The sequence below is a fragment of the Methanohalophilus halophilus genome, from assembly GCF_001889405.1.
Classification (GTDB): Archaea; Halobacteriota; Methanosarcinia; order Methanosarcinales; family Methanosarcinaceae; genus Methanohalophilus; species Methanohalophilus halophilus.
Genome location: NZ_CP017921.1, coordinates 1,800,716 through 1,817,245 on the forward strand (window position 1 = coordinate 1,800,716; position 16,530 = coordinate 1,817,245).

At 42.0% G+C, this 16,530-nt stretch carries 18 protein-coding genes; 17 read left to right on the forward strand and 1 reads right to left on the reverse strand.

Annotated features, from left to right (window positions below):
- Positions 1-23 precede the first annotated feature (23 nt).
- The 9 genes from BHR79_RS10765 to BHR79_RS09290 all read left to right on the forward strand — a co-directional run bounded on the left by BHR79_RS10765 (position 24) and on the right by BHR79_RS09290 (position 8,185).
- The gene (locus tag BHR79_RS10765; protein WP_234970410.1) at positions 24-1,724 is read left to right on the forward strand and encodes a PstS family phosphate ABC transporter substrate-binding protein; all 1,701 of its coding nucleotides are present in this window, start codon (positions 24-26) and stop codon (positions 1,722-1,724) included.
- A 33-nt stretch (positions 1,725-1,757) separates the two neighbouring features.
- Positions 1,758-2,651: a phosphate ABC transporter permease subunit PstC gene (pstC, locus tag BHR79_RS09255; RefSeq protein WP_072562053.1), complete on the forward strand. Its 894-nt coding sequence runs from the start codon at positions 1,758-1,760 to the stop codon at positions 2,649-2,651.
- Positions 2,652-3,503: a phosphate ABC transporter permease PstA gene (pstA, locus tag BHR79_RS09260; protein WP_072562054.1), complete on the forward strand. Its 852-nt coding sequence runs from the start codon at positions 2,652-2,654 to the stop codon at positions 3,501-3,503.
- A gap of 17 nt (positions 3,504-3,520) precedes the next feature.
- On the forward strand, positions 3,521-4,288 hold the full coding sequence (gene pstB / locus BHR79_RS09265; RefSeq protein ID WP_072562055.1) for a phosphate ABC transporter ATP-binding protein PstB: 768 nt from the start codon (positions 3,521-3,523) through the stop codon (positions 4,286-4,288).
- 4 nt (positions 4,289-4,292) lie between these two features.
- Complete coding sequence (gene phoU / locus BHR79_RS09270; protein WP_072562056.1) at positions 4,293-4,943, forward strand: phosphate signaling complex protein PhoU; 651 nt, start codon at positions 4,293-4,295, stop codon at positions 4,941-4,943.
- A 106-nt stretch (positions 4,944-5,049) separates the two neighbouring features.
- A complete protein-coding gene (locus tag BHR79_RS09275) occupies positions 5,050-6,177 on the forward strand; it encodes a methanogenesis marker 9 domain-containing protein (RefSeq protein ID WP_072562057.1) in 1,128 nt (375 codons plus the stop codon).
- A 10-nt stretch (positions 6,178-6,187) separates the two neighbouring features.
- Positions 6,188-7,105 (forward strand): triphosphoribosyl-dephospho-CoA synthase, encoded by a 918-nt coding sequence (locus BHR79_RS09280; protein WP_072562058.1) that lies wholly within the window; start codon positions 6,188-6,190, stop codon positions 7,103-7,105.
- A complete protein-coding gene (locus tag BHR79_RS09285) occupies positions 7,105-7,728 on the forward strand; it encodes a DUF447 domain-containing protein (protein WP_072562059.1) in 624 nt (207 codons plus the stop codon). The genes BHR79_RS09280 and BHR79_RS09285 overlap by 1 nt, the downstream gene beginning before the upstream one ends.
- Positions 7,729-7,732: 4 nt before the next feature.
- Positions 7,733-8,185 (forward strand): nucleoside deaminase, encoded by a 453-nt coding sequence (locus BHR79_RS09290; protein ID WP_083433129.1) that lies wholly within the window; start codon positions 7,733-7,735, stop codon positions 8,183-8,185.
- Positions 8,186-8,191: 6 nt separating this feature from the next.
- Here BHR79_RS09290 and BHR79_RS09295 read toward each other — a convergent pair whose 3' ends face one another.
- A complete protein-coding gene (locus tag BHR79_RS09295) occupies positions 8,192-9,058 on the reverse strand; it encodes a tetratricopeptide repeat protein (protein ID WP_072562060.1) in 867 nt (288 codons plus the stop codon).
- Positions 9,059-9,122: 64 nt separating this feature from the next.
- Between BHR79_RS09295 and BHR79_RS09300 the strand changes: the two genes are divergently transcribed.
- The 8 genes from BHR79_RS09300 to infB all read left to right on the forward strand — a co-directional run bounded on the left by BHR79_RS09300 (position 9,123) and on the right by infB (position 16,520).
- Positions 9,123-9,602 carry a DNA-deoxyinosine glycosylase gene (locus tag BHR79_RS09300; RefSeq protein ID WP_072562061.1) on the forward strand — a complete coding sequence of 160 codons (480 nt, stop codon included), beginning with the start codon at positions 9,123-9,125 and terminating at the stop codon, positions 9,600-9,602.
- A 142-nt stretch (positions 9,603-9,744) separates the two neighbouring features.
- Positions 9,745-12,267, forward strand: coding sequence for a PAS domain-containing protein (locus BHR79_RS09305; protein WP_072562062.1), 2,523 nt, complete (start codon positions 9,745-9,747; stop codon positions 12,265-12,267).
- Positions 12,268-12,339: 72 nt separating this feature from the next.
- On the forward strand, positions 12,340-13,218 hold the full coding sequence (locus BHR79_RS09310) for a hypothetical protein (RefSeq protein WP_072562063.1): 879 nt from the start codon (positions 12,340-12,342) through the stop codon (positions 13,216-13,218).
- A 215-nt stretch (positions 13,219-13,433) separates the two neighbouring features.
- Positions 13,434-13,796, forward strand: coding sequence for a 50S ribosomal protein L7Ae (rpl7ae, locus tag BHR79_RS09315; protein ID WP_091828985.1), 363 nt, complete (start codon positions 13,434-13,436; stop codon positions 13,794-13,796).
- A 29-nt stretch (positions 13,797-13,825) separates the two neighbouring features.
- Positions 13,826-14,041, forward strand: coding sequence for a 30S ribosomal protein S28e (locus BHR79_RS09320; protein ID WP_013037328.1), 216 nt, complete (start codon positions 13,826-13,828; stop codon positions 14,039-14,041).
- 6 nt (positions 14,042-14,047) lie between these two features.
- Positions 14,048-14,236, forward strand: a complete 189-nt coding sequence (locus tag BHR79_RS09325; protein ID WP_072357968.1) for a 50S ribosomal protein L24e — start codon at positions 14,048-14,050, stop codon at positions 14,234-14,236.
- A gap of 14 nt (positions 14,237-14,250) precedes the next feature.
- On the forward strand, positions 14,251-14,700 hold the full coding sequence (gene ndk, locus BHR79_RS09330) for a nucleoside-diphosphate kinase (protein WP_072562064.1): 450 nt from the start codon (positions 14,251-14,253) through the stop codon (positions 14,698-14,700).
- 44 nt (positions 14,701-14,744) lie between these two features.
- Entirely contained in the window at positions 14,745-16,520 is a 1,776-nt protein-coding gene (gene infB / locus BHR79_RS09335; protein WP_072562375.1) for a translation initiation factor IF-2, read from the forward strand.
- Positions 16,521-16,530 lie beyond the last annotated feature (10 nt).

Below are 16,530 nucleotides of genomic sequence, written 5' to 3' on the forward strand. Positions count from 1 at the left end.
TTTTCCGAGGCTTAAGCCTTCAAATGGAAAAGGATAATGTAACTATGGTAGAAAGGTCAAAAATACTTTCAATAGCACTTACTTTAATAATGGTACTGGCGTTATTCACCGCCGGCTGTGTCAGCAATGACGAGGAACCAGCAGAAAGCCCTGATGAAGGACCTTCAAATGGTGCTGAAGAAGCAGAAGAAATCAATGTAAAAGGTTCAACAACTGTGCTCCCCCTAGCACAGGCAGCAGCTGAAACCTACATGGAAAATCACCCCGAACAGTCCATCAGTATCAGTGGTGGCGGCTCCGGTACAGGTATCGCAGCCCTGATCGATGGAGATGTCCACATTGCAATGGCTTCCAGGCAGATCAAAGATTCCGAAATCGAAGAAGCAGAAGCAAACGGAATTAATCCTGTAGAACACGTAATTGCATGGGACGGACTCACAGTAGTTGTAAACCCGGAAAACCCCGTAGACCAGCTTACCTACGATCAGATAAAGGGAATCTATGACGGTTCTATCAGCAACTGGGCAGATGTCGGTGGCCCTGACAAAGAAATCGTAGTAATTAACCGTGACAGCAGTTCCGGTACCTATGGTTACTTCCAGGAAGAAGTTCTCGGTGAAGACAACGAGTTCCGTGAAGATGCAATCGCACAGAGCTCAAATGGTGCTGTAGTACAGGCAGTTTCACAGAACGATGCAGCAATAGGATACATCGGTTTTGCTTATCTCAATGACAATGTAAAAGGTGTAGATGTCGACAAGGGTAGTGGAATGGTAGAACCTACCGCTGAGAACATCCTTGCAGGCGACTATCCACTTGCCAGACCACTTCACTTCTACACAGACGGACAGCCTACCGGCCTTGCTGCAGACTTCACAGAATTTATACTGAGCGAGGAAGGCACAGAGATCGTCTACGATGTAGGATACTTCCCTGTTGAATCCACTTCTGAAACTGCAGAAGCAGAAGAAATCAATGTAAAAGGCTCAACAACCGTACTCCCCCTAGCACAGGCAGCAGCTGAAACCTACATGGACAATCATCCTGAGGCTTCAATCAGTATCAGTGGTGGCGGCTCCGGTACAGGTATCGCAGCCCTGATCGATGGTGATGTTGACATTGCAATGGCTTCCAGACAGATCAAGGACTCCGAAACCGAAGAAGCAGAAGCAAACGGAATTAATCCTGTAGAACACGTAATTGCATGGGACGGACTCACAGTAGTTGTAAACCCTGCAAACTCCGTAGACCAGCTGACCTACGACCAGATAAAGGGAATCTATGACGGTTCCATCAGCAACTGGGCAGATGTAGGCGGAGAAGATAAAGAAATCGTAGTTATTAACCGTGACAGCAGCTCCGGTACCTATGGTTACTTCCAGGAAGAAGTCCTCGGTGAAGACAATGAATTCCGCCCGGACGCACTTGCACAGAGTTCAAACGGTGCAGTGGTACAGGCAGTTTCACAGAACGATGCAGCAATCGGATACATCGGTTTTGCTTATCTCAATGAAAACGTAAAGGGTGTAGATGTCAACAAGGGAGACGGAATGGTTGCACCAACTTCCGAAAACATCCTTGCAGGCGACTATCCACTTGCCAGACCACTTCACTTCTACACAGACGGACAGCCTACAGGACTTGCTGCAGACTTCACAGAATTTATACTGAGCGAGGAAGGTACAGAGATCGTCTACGAAGTAGGATACTTCCCTGTTGAGTAAATGATTTGAAGCATGAACCCTTAGAGGTGAGCGATGTTTCACAGAAGACTTAAAGAGAAGGGCATTGAGAGTGGCCTGTTCTTAGCAGCGGCAACAACTGTCGTTGTCCTTCTCTTCATTTGTATTTTTCTTTTTAGAGATGGATACCTATTATTCGAAACAAGTTCTTTTACTGGTTTCATAACCGGTAGTTCATGGTACACCGCTTCAACACCACCACGTTTTGGAATACTACCCCTTTTATTCGGCTCATTTCTGGTCACAGCAGGCGCAATAGCCATAGCTGTACCTCTGGGTGTTGCTGCAGCAATATATATTTCAGAGTTGTCAAGCCCAAAAATCGCTGACTTACTGAAACCATTCATTGAAATTCTTGCAGGCATACCATCCGTTGTATACGGTTTCTTTGGTCTGGTAGTCCTGGTACCCCTTGTAAAAGAAATTTTTGATATACCCACAGGCCAAACAGCCCTTACAGGTTCTATAATGCTTGCAATGATGGCACTCCCCACAATAATTTCAATTTCCGAAGATTCCATTAATGCGGTACCACAGGCACTTAAAGAAGGTTCATTAGCCCTGGGGAGTACACAATGGCAGACAATTTATAAAGTAACGTTGCCGGCTGCCCTTTCCGGAATATCCGCCGCAGTGATATTGGGAGTAGGCAGAGCAATTGGTGAAACAATGACAGTATTGATGGTAACAGGTAATATGGCCATAATACCTGGATTCCCTGAAGGATTTATTGATCCTGTCAGGACAATGACAGCAACTATTGCACTTGAAATGGGAGAAGTGCCCAAAGGCAGCCCGCATTTCCATGCATTGTTTGCAGTTGGTTCTGTATTGTTTATTACGACTTTCATAATAAATATAGTTGCAGATAGGATAAAGAGAAAATATAAACTAAAGGAGGGGCTCTGATTGGATTCAAGAACTACTGAAAAAATAGCCTTTGGTTTCCTCAGAGCATGTATATGGGTTGTTATTGCATTTGTGGCAATCCTTATACTGTACATTGTAATACAGGGATACAGCATAATGAGCTGGGAGTTCCTGACAGAGATGCCCAAAAATCGAATGACTGAAGGTGGCATTTATCCCGCTTTGATGGGGACAGCATATCTTGTAGGCATATCTATGGCGGTAGCAATTCCCCTTGGCGTTCTTTCAGCTATCTACCTAAATGAATATGCAAAGGAAAGCCGTTCAACATGGATTATTGAAATGGCAATCAACAATCTTGCTGGGACCCCTTCCGTAGTATTCGGATTGTTTGGATTGGCATTATTTGTCAAATATTTAGCATTTAAGCCCTCAATTATCTCGGCATCCCTTACCCTTTCCCTCTTGATATTGCCAGTTGTAATCAGAGCAAGTAAAGAAGCCTTGATAACCGTTCCACAGGAACACCGGGAAGCTTCCCTTGCCCTTGGTGTAACAAAATGGAAAACCATAAGCAATATAGTATTGCCAGCATCATTACCAGGAATAGTAACCGGAATCATCCTGAGTATTGGCAGGGTTGCAGGTGAAACCGCCCCGATATTGTTCACAGGTGCAGCTTTCTTCTTGCCACGTCTGCCGGAGTCTGTATTTTCACAATTCATGGCTTTGCCATACCACCTTTTCATACTGGCGACCTCCGGTCTCAACCCAATGGAAACCAGACCCATACAGTATGGAACTGCTCTTGTATTACTGATATTGGTACTGCTCATAAACAGCATAGCAATTGTTATCAGAAAACATTACAGGAAGAAACTTAACAGATAATTTATCGAGGATAAGAGATGAGTGGAACTAATGATTTCGCAGCCATAGAGGTTGAGGACCTCAACCTCTGGTACGGGTCTAACCAGGCCCTTAAAGACATAAATATGTCAATCCCCAGCAAAAGTGTAACCGCCCTTATCGGTCCTTCCGGATGTGGGAAATCCACATTCATTCGTTGCATAAACAGGATGAATGATCTTATTAAAGTATGTCATATCGAAGGCAAGATTAAAATCGACAATAAAAACATCTACGATGAAGATGTGGATGTAGTTGAACTCAGAAAGAAGATAGGCATGGTTTTCCAGAAACCAAACCCATTCCCCATGTCAATTTTCGATAATATTGCCTATGGCCCAAAAATCCACAAAGTACCCAAAAAAGACATAAAGGGAATTGTTGATAAAACCCTGCAGGATTCAGCTCTTTATGGAGAAGTATCTGACAGGCTGGATTCATCAGCCCTAGACCTCAGTGGAGGACAGCAGCAAAGACTCTGTATTGCAAGGACCATGGCTGTAGAACCGGAAATCATACTTTTTGATGAACCATGCAGTGCTCTTGACCCCATATCTACAAATAAGATAGAGGACCTAATTCTTGAATTGAAGAAAGATTACACAATTGTAATTGTTACCCATAATATGCAACAGGCAGCCAGAATATCTGACTATACTGCATTTTTCCTTCTGGGAGAAGTAATCGAATTCGGTGAAACCAATCAGATATTTGAAAACCCGAAGGAAAAACGTACTGAAGATTACATCACGGGTAGATTCGGGTGATTAAATGGTTCGCGAAAAATACTTTGCTGAACTTGAAGAACTTAAAAATACCGTCTCAGACATGAGTTCTGTAACCCTTGAAATGTTCCAAAAATCTATAAAGGCACTTGCGAATGCTGATAAGGAACTTGCAGAGGAAATCATTGAGATGGACGAAATTGTAAATGACTTTGAGATGAAGGTTGAAAACCGTGCTACAAGTTTGTTGGCATTACAACAACCAATTGCAAGCGACCTACGCCTGATAACAGCTTCTTATCATATAGCCATCGATCTTGAAAGAATGAGTGATCTGGCAGTTGATGTAGCAAAAAGAATCAAAAAAATGAATGCAAAGAAAGTCCTTTCAATTTCTGAATGTAAGCCTATTGTATCCACATGTGAGGAAATGATAGAGCAGTCCATTAAAGCCTATGCAGAATCTGATGTTGAGATGGCAAAGAAGATTGCTTCAAAAGATGAAATCGTCGATAAGAATGTTTATGCGGGCTGGGAAGACCTTGTCCAGATGATGATAGACAACACTACCATCATAGAAAATGCAGTAGACATGATGTTTGTTCTCAGGTATCTGGAACGTATTGCAGATCATACATGCAACATATGTGAAAGTATTGTATACATTGCAACTGCTAAAAGGGTCGATCTGAACTGATCGATCCTTTATTTTTTCATTGTTCATACTATTTTCAATTCGTAAAATTAATATGCTGAAGGTCTCTTCTATGACCCCTGACTAACGAGAAATAGAGGCTTTCAACGTGACCCAAGAACTTTTTGACCTGAATATAGGATATATCAATTTCAAAAATCCAGTCGCCATCGCTCCAATGGCGGGCATTACAGACAGCTCATTTGTAAACAGTTATGGCAAAAGTGCCGCACTTGTGATAATGGGCGGATACAACCTTGATGAGAAAACCAATGCTGCAGCATGTGAACTCATAGAAAGAGGTAGAAAAGAATTCATATCACAGGAACCGATCGAGCATATCACAAAAGAGCTAAATGCCGTTGATTTCGATGGGACAGTGGGGATAAACCTGCGCAGCAGTGAACTTAAACCCTTACTTGAAGTGGCAGGAATCATCAGGGACGCTGGTGCAATAATGGAACTGGATGCACACTGCCGCCAACCTGAAATGAAAGAAGCAGGAGTTGGAGAGGCCCTGATGGAAGACCTCCCACGCCTCACAGAATGGATAAGGCAGATAAAAGAAACTGGTGTCGTGCTTTCAATCAAGATCAGGGCAAATGTTGTTGATGATACACAACTTGCAAAAGCAATTGAAAGTGCAGGTGCAGATATCATCCATGTAGATGCCATGAAAGAAGGTGCAGGTGCCGACCTTGACGCCATCCGCCGCATCAGGGATGTAACACGTATATTCCTGATAGGAAATAATTCGGTACAGAGCTTTGATGATGCAAAAGAGATGTTTTCCAGAGGTGCAGATATGGTATCTGTGGGAAGACAGGCAATGGATTCCCCACAACTTGTAGACTCCCTTGTAGATGCTGTTTCTGAATTTCAGGAAATTACCGGTTGGTATAATGCTCCAAAACATATTTGCAGGGGACAGGGCGATATGCGAGGACTGACTTTCTGTTGCCTCCCCGTCAAACCCTGTGCTGTACAAAATAAGGCCAAGCAACTGGGTTTCAGTCCCCGGGAATTTGCAAACCTGAAAATGGAATTTGTAAAAGGTACGCTCCTTGAATACGGTGACAGTACCTGCTTTGGCAGTCTTGCATGGTGTTGTAAGATCACAAAACCCTGTTTCATGAGAGACGGTGTGCTGGATCTTATAGACCTCTCCCCACAGGAGTACATGAAACTCAAAAAACAAATGGCTGACTACATACTCGACCACAGTAAAGAAAAATAAACGGTGGGATATGAACTCCTGTTACAAGATACAGCCCTCCGAAGTTGCCCGCAGTGCCCAGCTTGCAATGATATTGGAAGTGTCGGCATCACCCAAACCCGGAAATATTGACAGGACGCATGATTATATCGATACCCGGTATGAACATTTCCTTGCATCTGCTACAGGTGTTTATCCGGTATTTGAAAGGGCTGCTTCTGGAAAAGAAAATATAGGGGAATTGCTTAAAGAAGCTGTTTTTGAAAGTAACAAATGGCAAAAAGGAGGAAACACACATTTCGGTGCTTTTTTACTCCTCCTGCCCCTAGCAAAATCTGCAGGTCAGCTGATTCAGGAAAATGAAAAGTTTGATATGAAAAAAATCGTTGAGAGAGCCCACCGGCTAGTTAAACACACAGATGTCGAGGACTCGATTAACTTCTATCAGGCTTTTGGAAAAGCAAATGTCTGCGTACAGGATATAGAGGATCTTGATCTCAATGATTCGGATTCCATCACAAACTTAAGGAAAAATCAAACCAGCCTTTTCGAATTGATGGAAATATCCGAAAACTACGACATGATAGCTAAAGAGTGGACCCATGGTTTTGAACTGTGCAGCTGGTGCAGCGAACAAATCACTGACCTTATGGAAAGAGGGATTCGTACAGACATAAATTGCTCCATTGTTTACACTTTCCTCAAGTTATTGTCGAAAAATCCCGATACATTCATACAGACTAAATTCAACCGGGAAACTGCAGTTGAGGTTTCAGAAAAGGCAACCAATATAGTTACACAGATAGAAACATCGGGGTATGAAGCATCACTTCCTTCAATAATTGAGTTTGATGAAGAGTTACTCAAAAAGAAAATAAATCCCGGTTCAACTGCAGATATAATTATTGGGGGGCTTTTCCTTTCAATCATTGGAGGCATGCGGTTTTGATGGAAGTTTCAGAACTTGACAAATACGGTATATGCGATGGAATTTCCGAGATCATATTGACATCCGGCATGAAAAATCCCAATGCTGCTCCAATTGGCCTGATTCGCAAAGATAACAGAGTCTTCATAAGACTTTATAGAGGATCGACAACTTATGAAAATGTGAAACAGGATGAAGTTTTTGCTGCCAATGTGACCTGTGACCCTTTACTTTTTATAAAGTCGACTTTTTCCAATCTCGAAGATGAGGATTTCAAGTATCATCCCCTGAATTCAAAAAGCATACCACTGCTAAAAAATTCAGCAACCAGTGTTATTTTCATATGCGATGAAATAAAACATACAAAACAGGCCATGACAGCAGAAATCATCCCAATGGGTGCAGTGGCTAATGATTATCTACCAAGGGCCATTAACCGGGGCCTTACAGCAGTTATAGAAGCAGCTGTCCACGCTACTCGTTATAAATTAACAGGAAATAATGAATTTCTCGACTTGATTGACCGGTGTCTGGAAACCACCTACAAATGTGGAGGACAAAGGGAAAAAGATGCCGCTGAAATCCTCTTAAATGAAATTGATGAAATTAAGAAACATGTAGATGGGGGCAAAGATACTGAATAATTTCATGGAAATTGCCATTGAACAAGCACGACTGGGAATGAGAGACAATCTGGGTGGGCCCTTTGGAGCTGTGATTGTAAAAGATAAAACTATAATCTCCAGAGCACATAACAGAGTGCTTGATTCTAATGACCCCACGGCCCATGCTGAAATAATGGCAATCAGGATAGCCTCATCAAAGCTGGGAACATTTGACCTGTCTGAATGCGAAATATATACTACCTCTTATCCATGTCCCATGTGTATGTCCGCTCTGTACTGGGCACGCATCAAAACACTTTATTATGGGACAACAACGACCGAGGTAGAAAAGATCGGATTTGACGACGGACAGATATACAGGGCCCTGTGTGAAGGTCATAATGATACAGGAATGAATATGGAAAAGCTGGACAGCAAAATATGCCAGCAATTGCTGTCCGAATGGGAAGAAAAAGAAGACAAGTATATGTACTGAAGATCCTCACTCTTTCTCTTCAGCAGAATAATCAGGATTTATATGGTCTTTTGCCTGAGAGTTTTCAGGATCAAGTTCCAATAACTTTGCAAAGGCTTTATTGGCCCTATCCTCGTCTCCAATTTTCAGGTAAGTATTTGCAAGACCCTGCCATATTTGGGGAGATTCTGGCTCTATATCAATGGCACCTTTAAAGGCTTCTATAGCCTCTTCAAATCTCTCCAATTTGAACAAAGTATTACCTTTCCCATATAAAATGCCCGCAGCATCTTTTTTAAGTTTGGGTTTTGGATTCATGTTCAAAAATGAATATCGTGGAAATGCAAAATCCTTGATGTTTGAATGTTGGGCCGCCATTTTATAACATTCAAGGGCTTGCGTAAATTCACCATTGTGATAAAGAAGAGTGGCTTTACAATACCAGGCATCTGAGAAAGCAGAATCCAGATCCAGGCATTTGGAAAACGATTCAACCGCCTTTTGATGCTGTCCTATCGATTGCATTACAACCCCGTGTCCAAACCATTTATCAGGATCTTGCGGATCATCCTCAAGAAAACTATCAATCACTTCAAGAGCCTCTTCATGCTTTCCCATCTTGTAAAGGACAAAACAACGGCTATAAAGAACATTCTGGCATTTTTTTCTCAAAATGGCCACGTCATCTTCCATATCATCTTCAAGATCGAGCAATTTATTTTTCAATTCGCCCCATATAGCGGCCGCCTCATTGTATTTATCCAGCGCCTCTTCATACTTGCCCATTTCAAAAAGTACATATCCGTTTCCATATATTTCTTCACCGCGTCTATAAAGAGTTGTGAATTGTTTTTTCCGGGAAACTTTATCGTACCATTTTTTCAGAAAACTCATGGCAGTAGGATAAGCCTTCTCTGTATCATATATCTTTTGTAATATCGGCACATCAAATTTGAGGATGGCAAAAAAAGGACTTGAGCCGATAATCCACCAAGATACCGAAATCTTAATTCTGGGATCCCTGCCAGGAGAAGAATCCCTCAGACAACAAAAATATTATGCCAATAAAGGAAATGATTTCTGGAAACTCACAGGTGATGCTATCGGAGAGGAACTTGACAATAAGGAATATCCAGAAAAATTAAGGATCCTAAAAGAACATAAAATCGGCCTGTGGGATGTTTTCAGGGAAGCAGAAAGAAAGGGAAGTGGTGATTCTGAAATCAGGTATGAGGTTATTAATGATTTTTCCATGCTTAAAGTGATAGCACCTAACATACGTAAAATCCTTTTCAATGGAAAAACAAGAGCCGGGAAATACGAGTATTTGTTACAGGAAAAAGGATACGATACTGCAGTATTGCCTTCATCCAGTGGCGCCAACAGACAAAACAGAATTGAAAGAGAAAAAATATGGAAGCAGCAATTGCAATGCTGATTCGATACAGTGTATTATATAAGTGTTCAGATACCAATTTTAATAAATAAGATCAATCAGTGGAAGTGGTACCATCTCAACCCCCAATCATCCATCCCCGAAAAATGACAGTTCTTTTTCTGCAGGTATTGACACCTCAACAATGAAAAGTGTGCTTGAAGATATTGTCAATGCAAGCCCTGCAATTGTTTTCGTATGGAAGGAGGAGGAAAGGTGGCCTGTGGAGTTCGTCTCGAAAAATATCTCTCTTTTTGGCTATACTCCCGATGATTTTATTTCAGGCGCCTTAAGGTACAGTGACATAATCCATCCGGATGACCTTGAAATGGTAACTGAAGAGGTGGAAAAACATCTGGAAAGTGGAGATGAACAGTTTAACCTTACCTATCGTGTCCTAACCTTGAAAAAAGATGTACGCTGGGTCGAAGAACGTACCATAATCCACCATAATCCCGATAACACCTACTATGAGGGTATTATCATGGATATTACTTCCAGAAAGATGGAAGAAAAAAAGGTCATTGATGGCGCCCTGGGGATGAAAAAAGCCCTCGAAACAGTAATCAATTCAAGCCCTGTGATTGTTTTCCTGTGGAGAGCAGAAGATGACTGGCCCGTGGAATTTGTCTCGGAAAACATTACACAATTCGGATATGAAGTTGAAGAATTCACATCGGACAAAATGGTGTACGGTGATATCGTTCACCCTGATGATATAGAGAAAGTGCGCCAGGGGATGGCCCGTTGTGTTGCAGAGGGTAACAGGCAGTTCACCAAAGAATATCGGATCCTGACAAAAAATGGAGATGTACGCTGGGTGGATGAACGCACAAAAATCCAGCAAAATGATACAGGTGATGTGACATATCTGCAGGGTATAATTGTTGATATAACAGAAAGAAAGGATGTGGAAAGCGCCCTCTACCTTGAAGAAAAACGTCATGAAGCACTCTTGAAACTATATGCCATGTCCGATTCCTCAATTCAGGAAATTATGGATTATGCGCGTGAACAGGCAGTCTTACTAACTGAAAGCAAGATTGGCTTTCTGGCATTTCTGGATGAAACGGAAACAAACTATGCGGTTATTTCCTGGTCAAACGGCAAACAGAGTTCAGACGAGGCTCCGGCAGAGAGCTACAGTATCTGGGATGAAGCACTTTACCATCGCACCCCCATTATAAACAACGAATATTTAGCTGAAGAAGATACTGGTCAAAAATTAATCCAGAGAAATCTGAGTGTTCCCATTTTTGAAGGCGGTAGAATTGCTGGGGTTGTGGGTGTTGCCAATAAGGTGCAGGATTATACACCTACAGATGTGAGGCAATTAAAATTACTCATGCAGGGAATGTGGAATATAATCCAGCAAAAATTGGCTGATGAGGAATTATACCAGTATATGGAAGATTTGAAAAAATCAAGTGAAATAAAATCAGTCCTTTCTGATGTCATTAAAAACAGCCCTGCAGTCGTATTTATATGGTGGGCTGAAGAAGACTGGCCTGTTGAATTCGTCTCCGAGAATATAACACAGTTTGGCTACACTGTGAATGATTTCCTGTCGGGTAAACTGGTCTACGCTGACATAGTACACCCATACGACCTGGAAAGGGTCCAAAAAGAACTCGCAAAAAGAATCGATGCAGGACAGACTGATTTCAATCAAGAATACAGAATAATGACAAAGTTTGGAGATGTCCGCTGGATAGATGAAAGGACTTTTATCAAATATGATGAGGATGGAAAGGTAACGTATTTGCAAGGTATCATTGTAGACATCACAGAAAGAAAGCATTCTAATGATTTCATGCATCTGCAGTATGATCTTGACAGTGTCCTCAGTTCTGCCACATCAAATAGCGAGACATTCAACAGGCTACTGGAACTTGCACTGAGAATCACACCCATTGATTCAGGAGCCCTGTACCTTGTTGACGATAAAACAGGAGACCTGGACCTGGTAGCTCATCACGGACTGTCTGATCAGTTTGTGAATAGCACCTCCCACTATGAAAGGAATTCAGTACAGACACGACTGGTTATGAGTGGACAGGCGGTGTATAAACATCATTCCGAACTCAGCGCAATTACCAGCGGCAAGAACCTCCGGTATGAAGGCTTGCATGGAACTGCAATAATTCCGATTCGATACCACAACGAGATAATAGCTGCTCTCTATCTGTCCTCGCATTCTGAATATGAGATCCCCGATAAATCCAGACATGATCTCGAAACTATAGCAAAGCAAATCGGGGAAGTCCTATCAAATATGCACAAAGAAGCATCCGTCCAAAAGGAGATCAGTGATTTGCAGATATTGATTGACAATGTAAAAGAAGGGATTGCCGTTACCGATAAAAAAGGAGCGTTGCTTTATACAAACAAGATACTTGAGAAGTGGATACGATACTCTGCAGATGAACTTAAAAAAATGGACATTACAGATCTATATCCGCTGAGATACAGGCATGTCCTGGATTCTGTAAACAAGCCAATAAACCAAAACCGGCCTTATAGCGAAGATATCAGGCTACATTCCAGCACAGGAAGAGAAATTCCCTGCAGAGTAACTCTTAAGAATATAAAATGGAACGAAAAAGATTGCATACTTGGAATCTACGAACACATCAATACATCAGCAACCTCCATTCATAATACATAAAGTCCGAAGATATTTATATATTAGAAGGACTATCGTTGTTAAATTCAACAGGGATGACTGCGGAGTGAATTCATGAGTCCTAGAAAAAAAGATGAGAAAAAATATACAAAATATGTAGGTATATTCCTTGCAGTAATAATGGTCGGATCAATCGGCATGTTCTTTTTCAGTGGAGCAGGAAACAACAACAATAATGAACAAACATCTGAAAATGGTCAGGTATCTGGTTTTGAGAGTGTGCCGGGTGAACATATAGAAATAACATTAAACTCCATTCAGGATGGTCTGCAGGTAACTCCAGATAATGTTACTACAGCCAGATACATGAACATTGCCTCCCTGAAAGGTACACCACTGCAATATCTTACCGGTAATACATCCGTTTACAATAATTTCTACGGGTCAAATGTAACCAAACTGTATTCAGCAGGATATGATAATTCTTCATGGATAGAAATGCATGAGATTGACCCAAAGGTTGTGGCATTCCAGTATTATACTGCCCCTGAAACATATAAGGGATACCAGCCCCTTTCCAGAGGTCAGGGCATCTACAATGTCATAGGAACTCCCATGGTATTGGGAGAACAACAGAGTGTTGAAGACACAATAGATGTAATTGAAGGAGATGCAGAATCTGCCCAAAAGTTCAATGAGATTCTCCAATTCGCAAGTACAGATGCCCCTATACAGCAGGTTGTTGATCTGGAAAATGAGTTCGCAGACCAGTATTATGTTGAGTGGGATATTGAAGATGATAACAGTTTCAGAAGAACTGCCCTTTATGCTGATCCCACAGAAAACACAATGACCAACCTGACAACCAGGGCATCCAACACAAGCCAGAGAGGCCTAAATTACAATATTACAGAATATGGGAATATTATCAAGGTGGACATCACTGCCAATGCATCTAACTTCTATGCAATGGCCATGGAACCCATCCAGTAATTTTTCCTTTTACTTTTTTAAATCGATACCAGAAGTTTTATAATCGATAGGCATATTCAAGAAGTGCTATCGAATTGTCGCAAGTTATATATGTACCAGTGGCGATTCATACCAAATACTCCAACGAATGTAAACAGTATGGTAGAATTGACCTTTGTTTGCATCTATACAATGAATAATGACAAACCGCGGTGTAAACCGTGATTTCGAAGGAGATAGAAATTATGGCAAAATTTGATGTTCCAGATGAACTAATAGATAAAGCTCTTGAAGCAGTAGAAGTTGCCAGAGATACTGGCAAGGTAAAAAAAGGAGCTAACGAAGCTACAAAGGCTGTAGAAAGAGGTATTGCAAAACTGACAGTCATTGCGGATGATGTTGAACCTGCAGAAGTAGTAGCTCACATTGGTCCCCTTTGTGAAGAAAAGAATGCACCTTACATCTACGTAAAACAGCAGAAAGAACTTGGAGCCGCCTGTGGAATAGGCGTTGGCTGTGCTGCAGTAGTAATTACAGATGCAGGTAAGGGCGCAGAGACCATCGAGGACCTGGCCGAAAAAGTCAGTGCCCTCAAATAAACTTATCCATAAAAAAGGAGTAATTCTCCATGGCAGATGAAAACTTAGGATATGCCGCGGAGGTCATAGATGTCATCGGCAATACCGGCATGCATGGCGAAGCAAGCCAGATCCAGTGCAGGGTACTGGATGGTCGGGACAAGGGCAGGATCATCACCCGTAACTGTATGGGCCCTGTTCGTATCGGCGATGTGCTGATGCTGATGGAGACTTCCAGAGAGGCAAAGAAACTTACAACAAGGTGATGCGCAATGGAAACCAAGAAATGCTCTTTCTGCGGAACTAAACTGGAACCTGGAACTGGTATCCTTTTTGCAAAGAAGGACGGTTCTACTTACAACTTTTGCTCCTCTAAATGCAGGAACAATTACAAGATGGGTAGACTTCCAAGGCGTACTATCTGGACCGAAACGGGCAGAACCTACATGAAAAAAGCCTGATGAGGAATTAATCAATGGAACGCACATATGTTATGATCAAACCAGATGGAGTCCAGAGGGGACTTATTGGTGAGATCATAGGAAGAATCGAAAGGAGAGGCCTCAAGATAAGTGCCATGCGCATGAATGTTATCGATGAGAATGATGCAAAGGAACATTACAGCGAACACTGCGAAAAGCCATTTTTCGGTTCACTTATATCCTATGTAATTTCCGCTCCTTCAGTTTCAATGATTGTTGAAGGTAAGGATGCAATAAAATCCATGAGAACAATAAATGGTGCCACCAATCCATCCGAAGCAATGCCTGGTACTATCAGGGGCGATTTTGCTCTTGAAACCGGTAGAAATGTGGTACATGCATCCGATTCAGTAGAATCAGCTGAAAGAGAAATCAACATCCATTTCAAGGATGATGAGACAAACGAATATACCCGTATAGACGAAGAATGGCTCTATGAGTGAGTACCCTTTTGCTCACTCTCCTGTTTCTTAAGGAAGGGATGCATATTACCGATAACGAAAATCTCAGGACACCCATTGTATGCGTTATGGGACATGTGGATCACGGTAAGACCACACTGTTAGACAGAATACGCGGTAGTTCTGTGGCTGCAGGAGAAGCCGGTGCGATCACCCAGCATATCGGTGCAACGGAAGTAATGATCGATTCCATAATAGAACGTAGTGGTGCTTCCGGGATGAAGAACAATTTCATCGTACCCGGCCTTTTATTCATAGATACACCGGGACACCATGCATTCACATCCCTGCGTAGCAGAGGAGGAGCACTTGCAGATCTGGCAGTGGTAATTGTAGATATAAATGAGGGCTTCATGCCCCAGACAAAAGAAAGTCTGCAAATACTCAAACGATTCAAAACTCCCTTTGTGGTTGTGGCAAATAAGATAGACAGGATACATGGTTGGCAACCACATGAAAACGCGAGTTTTCTGGAAACTTACAACAAACAAAGTGAACGTGTAAGAGCCGATCTTGATAACAAGTTCTATGAAATTGTCGGGGAACTATATAACAGTGGTTTTAATTCTGAACGCTATGACCGTGTTTCTGACTTCCAGAGAAATATAGGAATAATACCAATAAGCGCGGTTACCGGCGAAGGTATACCTGACCTACTTATGGTATTACTCGGGCTGGCCCAGAAATTCCTCGAATCTAATCTTCATTATAACGCAAGTGGACCTGGTGAAGGAACAATACTTGAAGTAAAGGAAGAAAAGGGCTTGGGAACTACCATCGATATTATTCTCTATGATGGAACCCTCAAAAAAGGGGATACTATTATAGTCGGAAGTCTTGGGGAGCCTATTCAGACCAAAGTGAGGGCTTTGCTAAAACCCAATCCAATGGGAGAAATATCCGCCGAGGAAAAGTTCCAGAATGTGGAATCAGTTACGGCTGCTATTGGTGTAAAGATATCTGCGCCAAATCTTGATGATGCACTCTCAGGAGCCACTGTAAGAGCGGCTAACCCGGAAAACCTTGAAACAATTGTCAAAGAGGTTCAAGAGGAACTTGAAGAGGTACAGATTAGTACGGGCACCATAGGTGTGACTCTTAAAGCAGATACCATCGGATCACTGGAAGCGCTTGTTAATGAGCTCCAGAAGGAGGATATACCCATCAGAAAAGCCGAAGTAGGAGACATATCCCAGAGGGATATTATCGAGGTTTCGGCTATTGAAGATCCTTTTAATGCGGTTCTTATCGGCTTTAATGTGAAAATGTTACCTGATGCAAAAGAAAAAGCAAAGGGTGCCGATCTCAAAATATTCCAGAATGATGTTATTTACAGGCTTATTGATGATTACAAAGACTGGGTCAAAGAAAAGAAGGAGAAATCCGAAAAAACAATATCCCAGCTCATAGTCAAGCCTGCAAGATTCCTGCTTCTTCCAGAATGTACGTTCAGACAAAGCAAACCTGCTGTTGTTGGTGTAAGAATCACAGGTGGAAAGGTCAAAACTAACATCGGTGTTACAGATAACAGTGGTAGAGTTGTAGGCACAATAAAAGGACTCCAATTAGAAGGAGAAAACATCAAGGAAGCCAGTGCAGGGATGGAAGTTGCAATGGCGATTGATGGACCTACAATAGGTCGCCAGATCAAAGAAGGTGATGTACTTTATTCAAATATTCCCGAAAAGCATGCAAAGGTGCTTGAAACGGAGATACTTGACTCACTTTCGGCAGATGAAATGGAAACCCTCGATGCTTTCCTTGAAATCAAACGCAGGGATAATCCGTTCTGGGCCAAGTAATAATATTAAT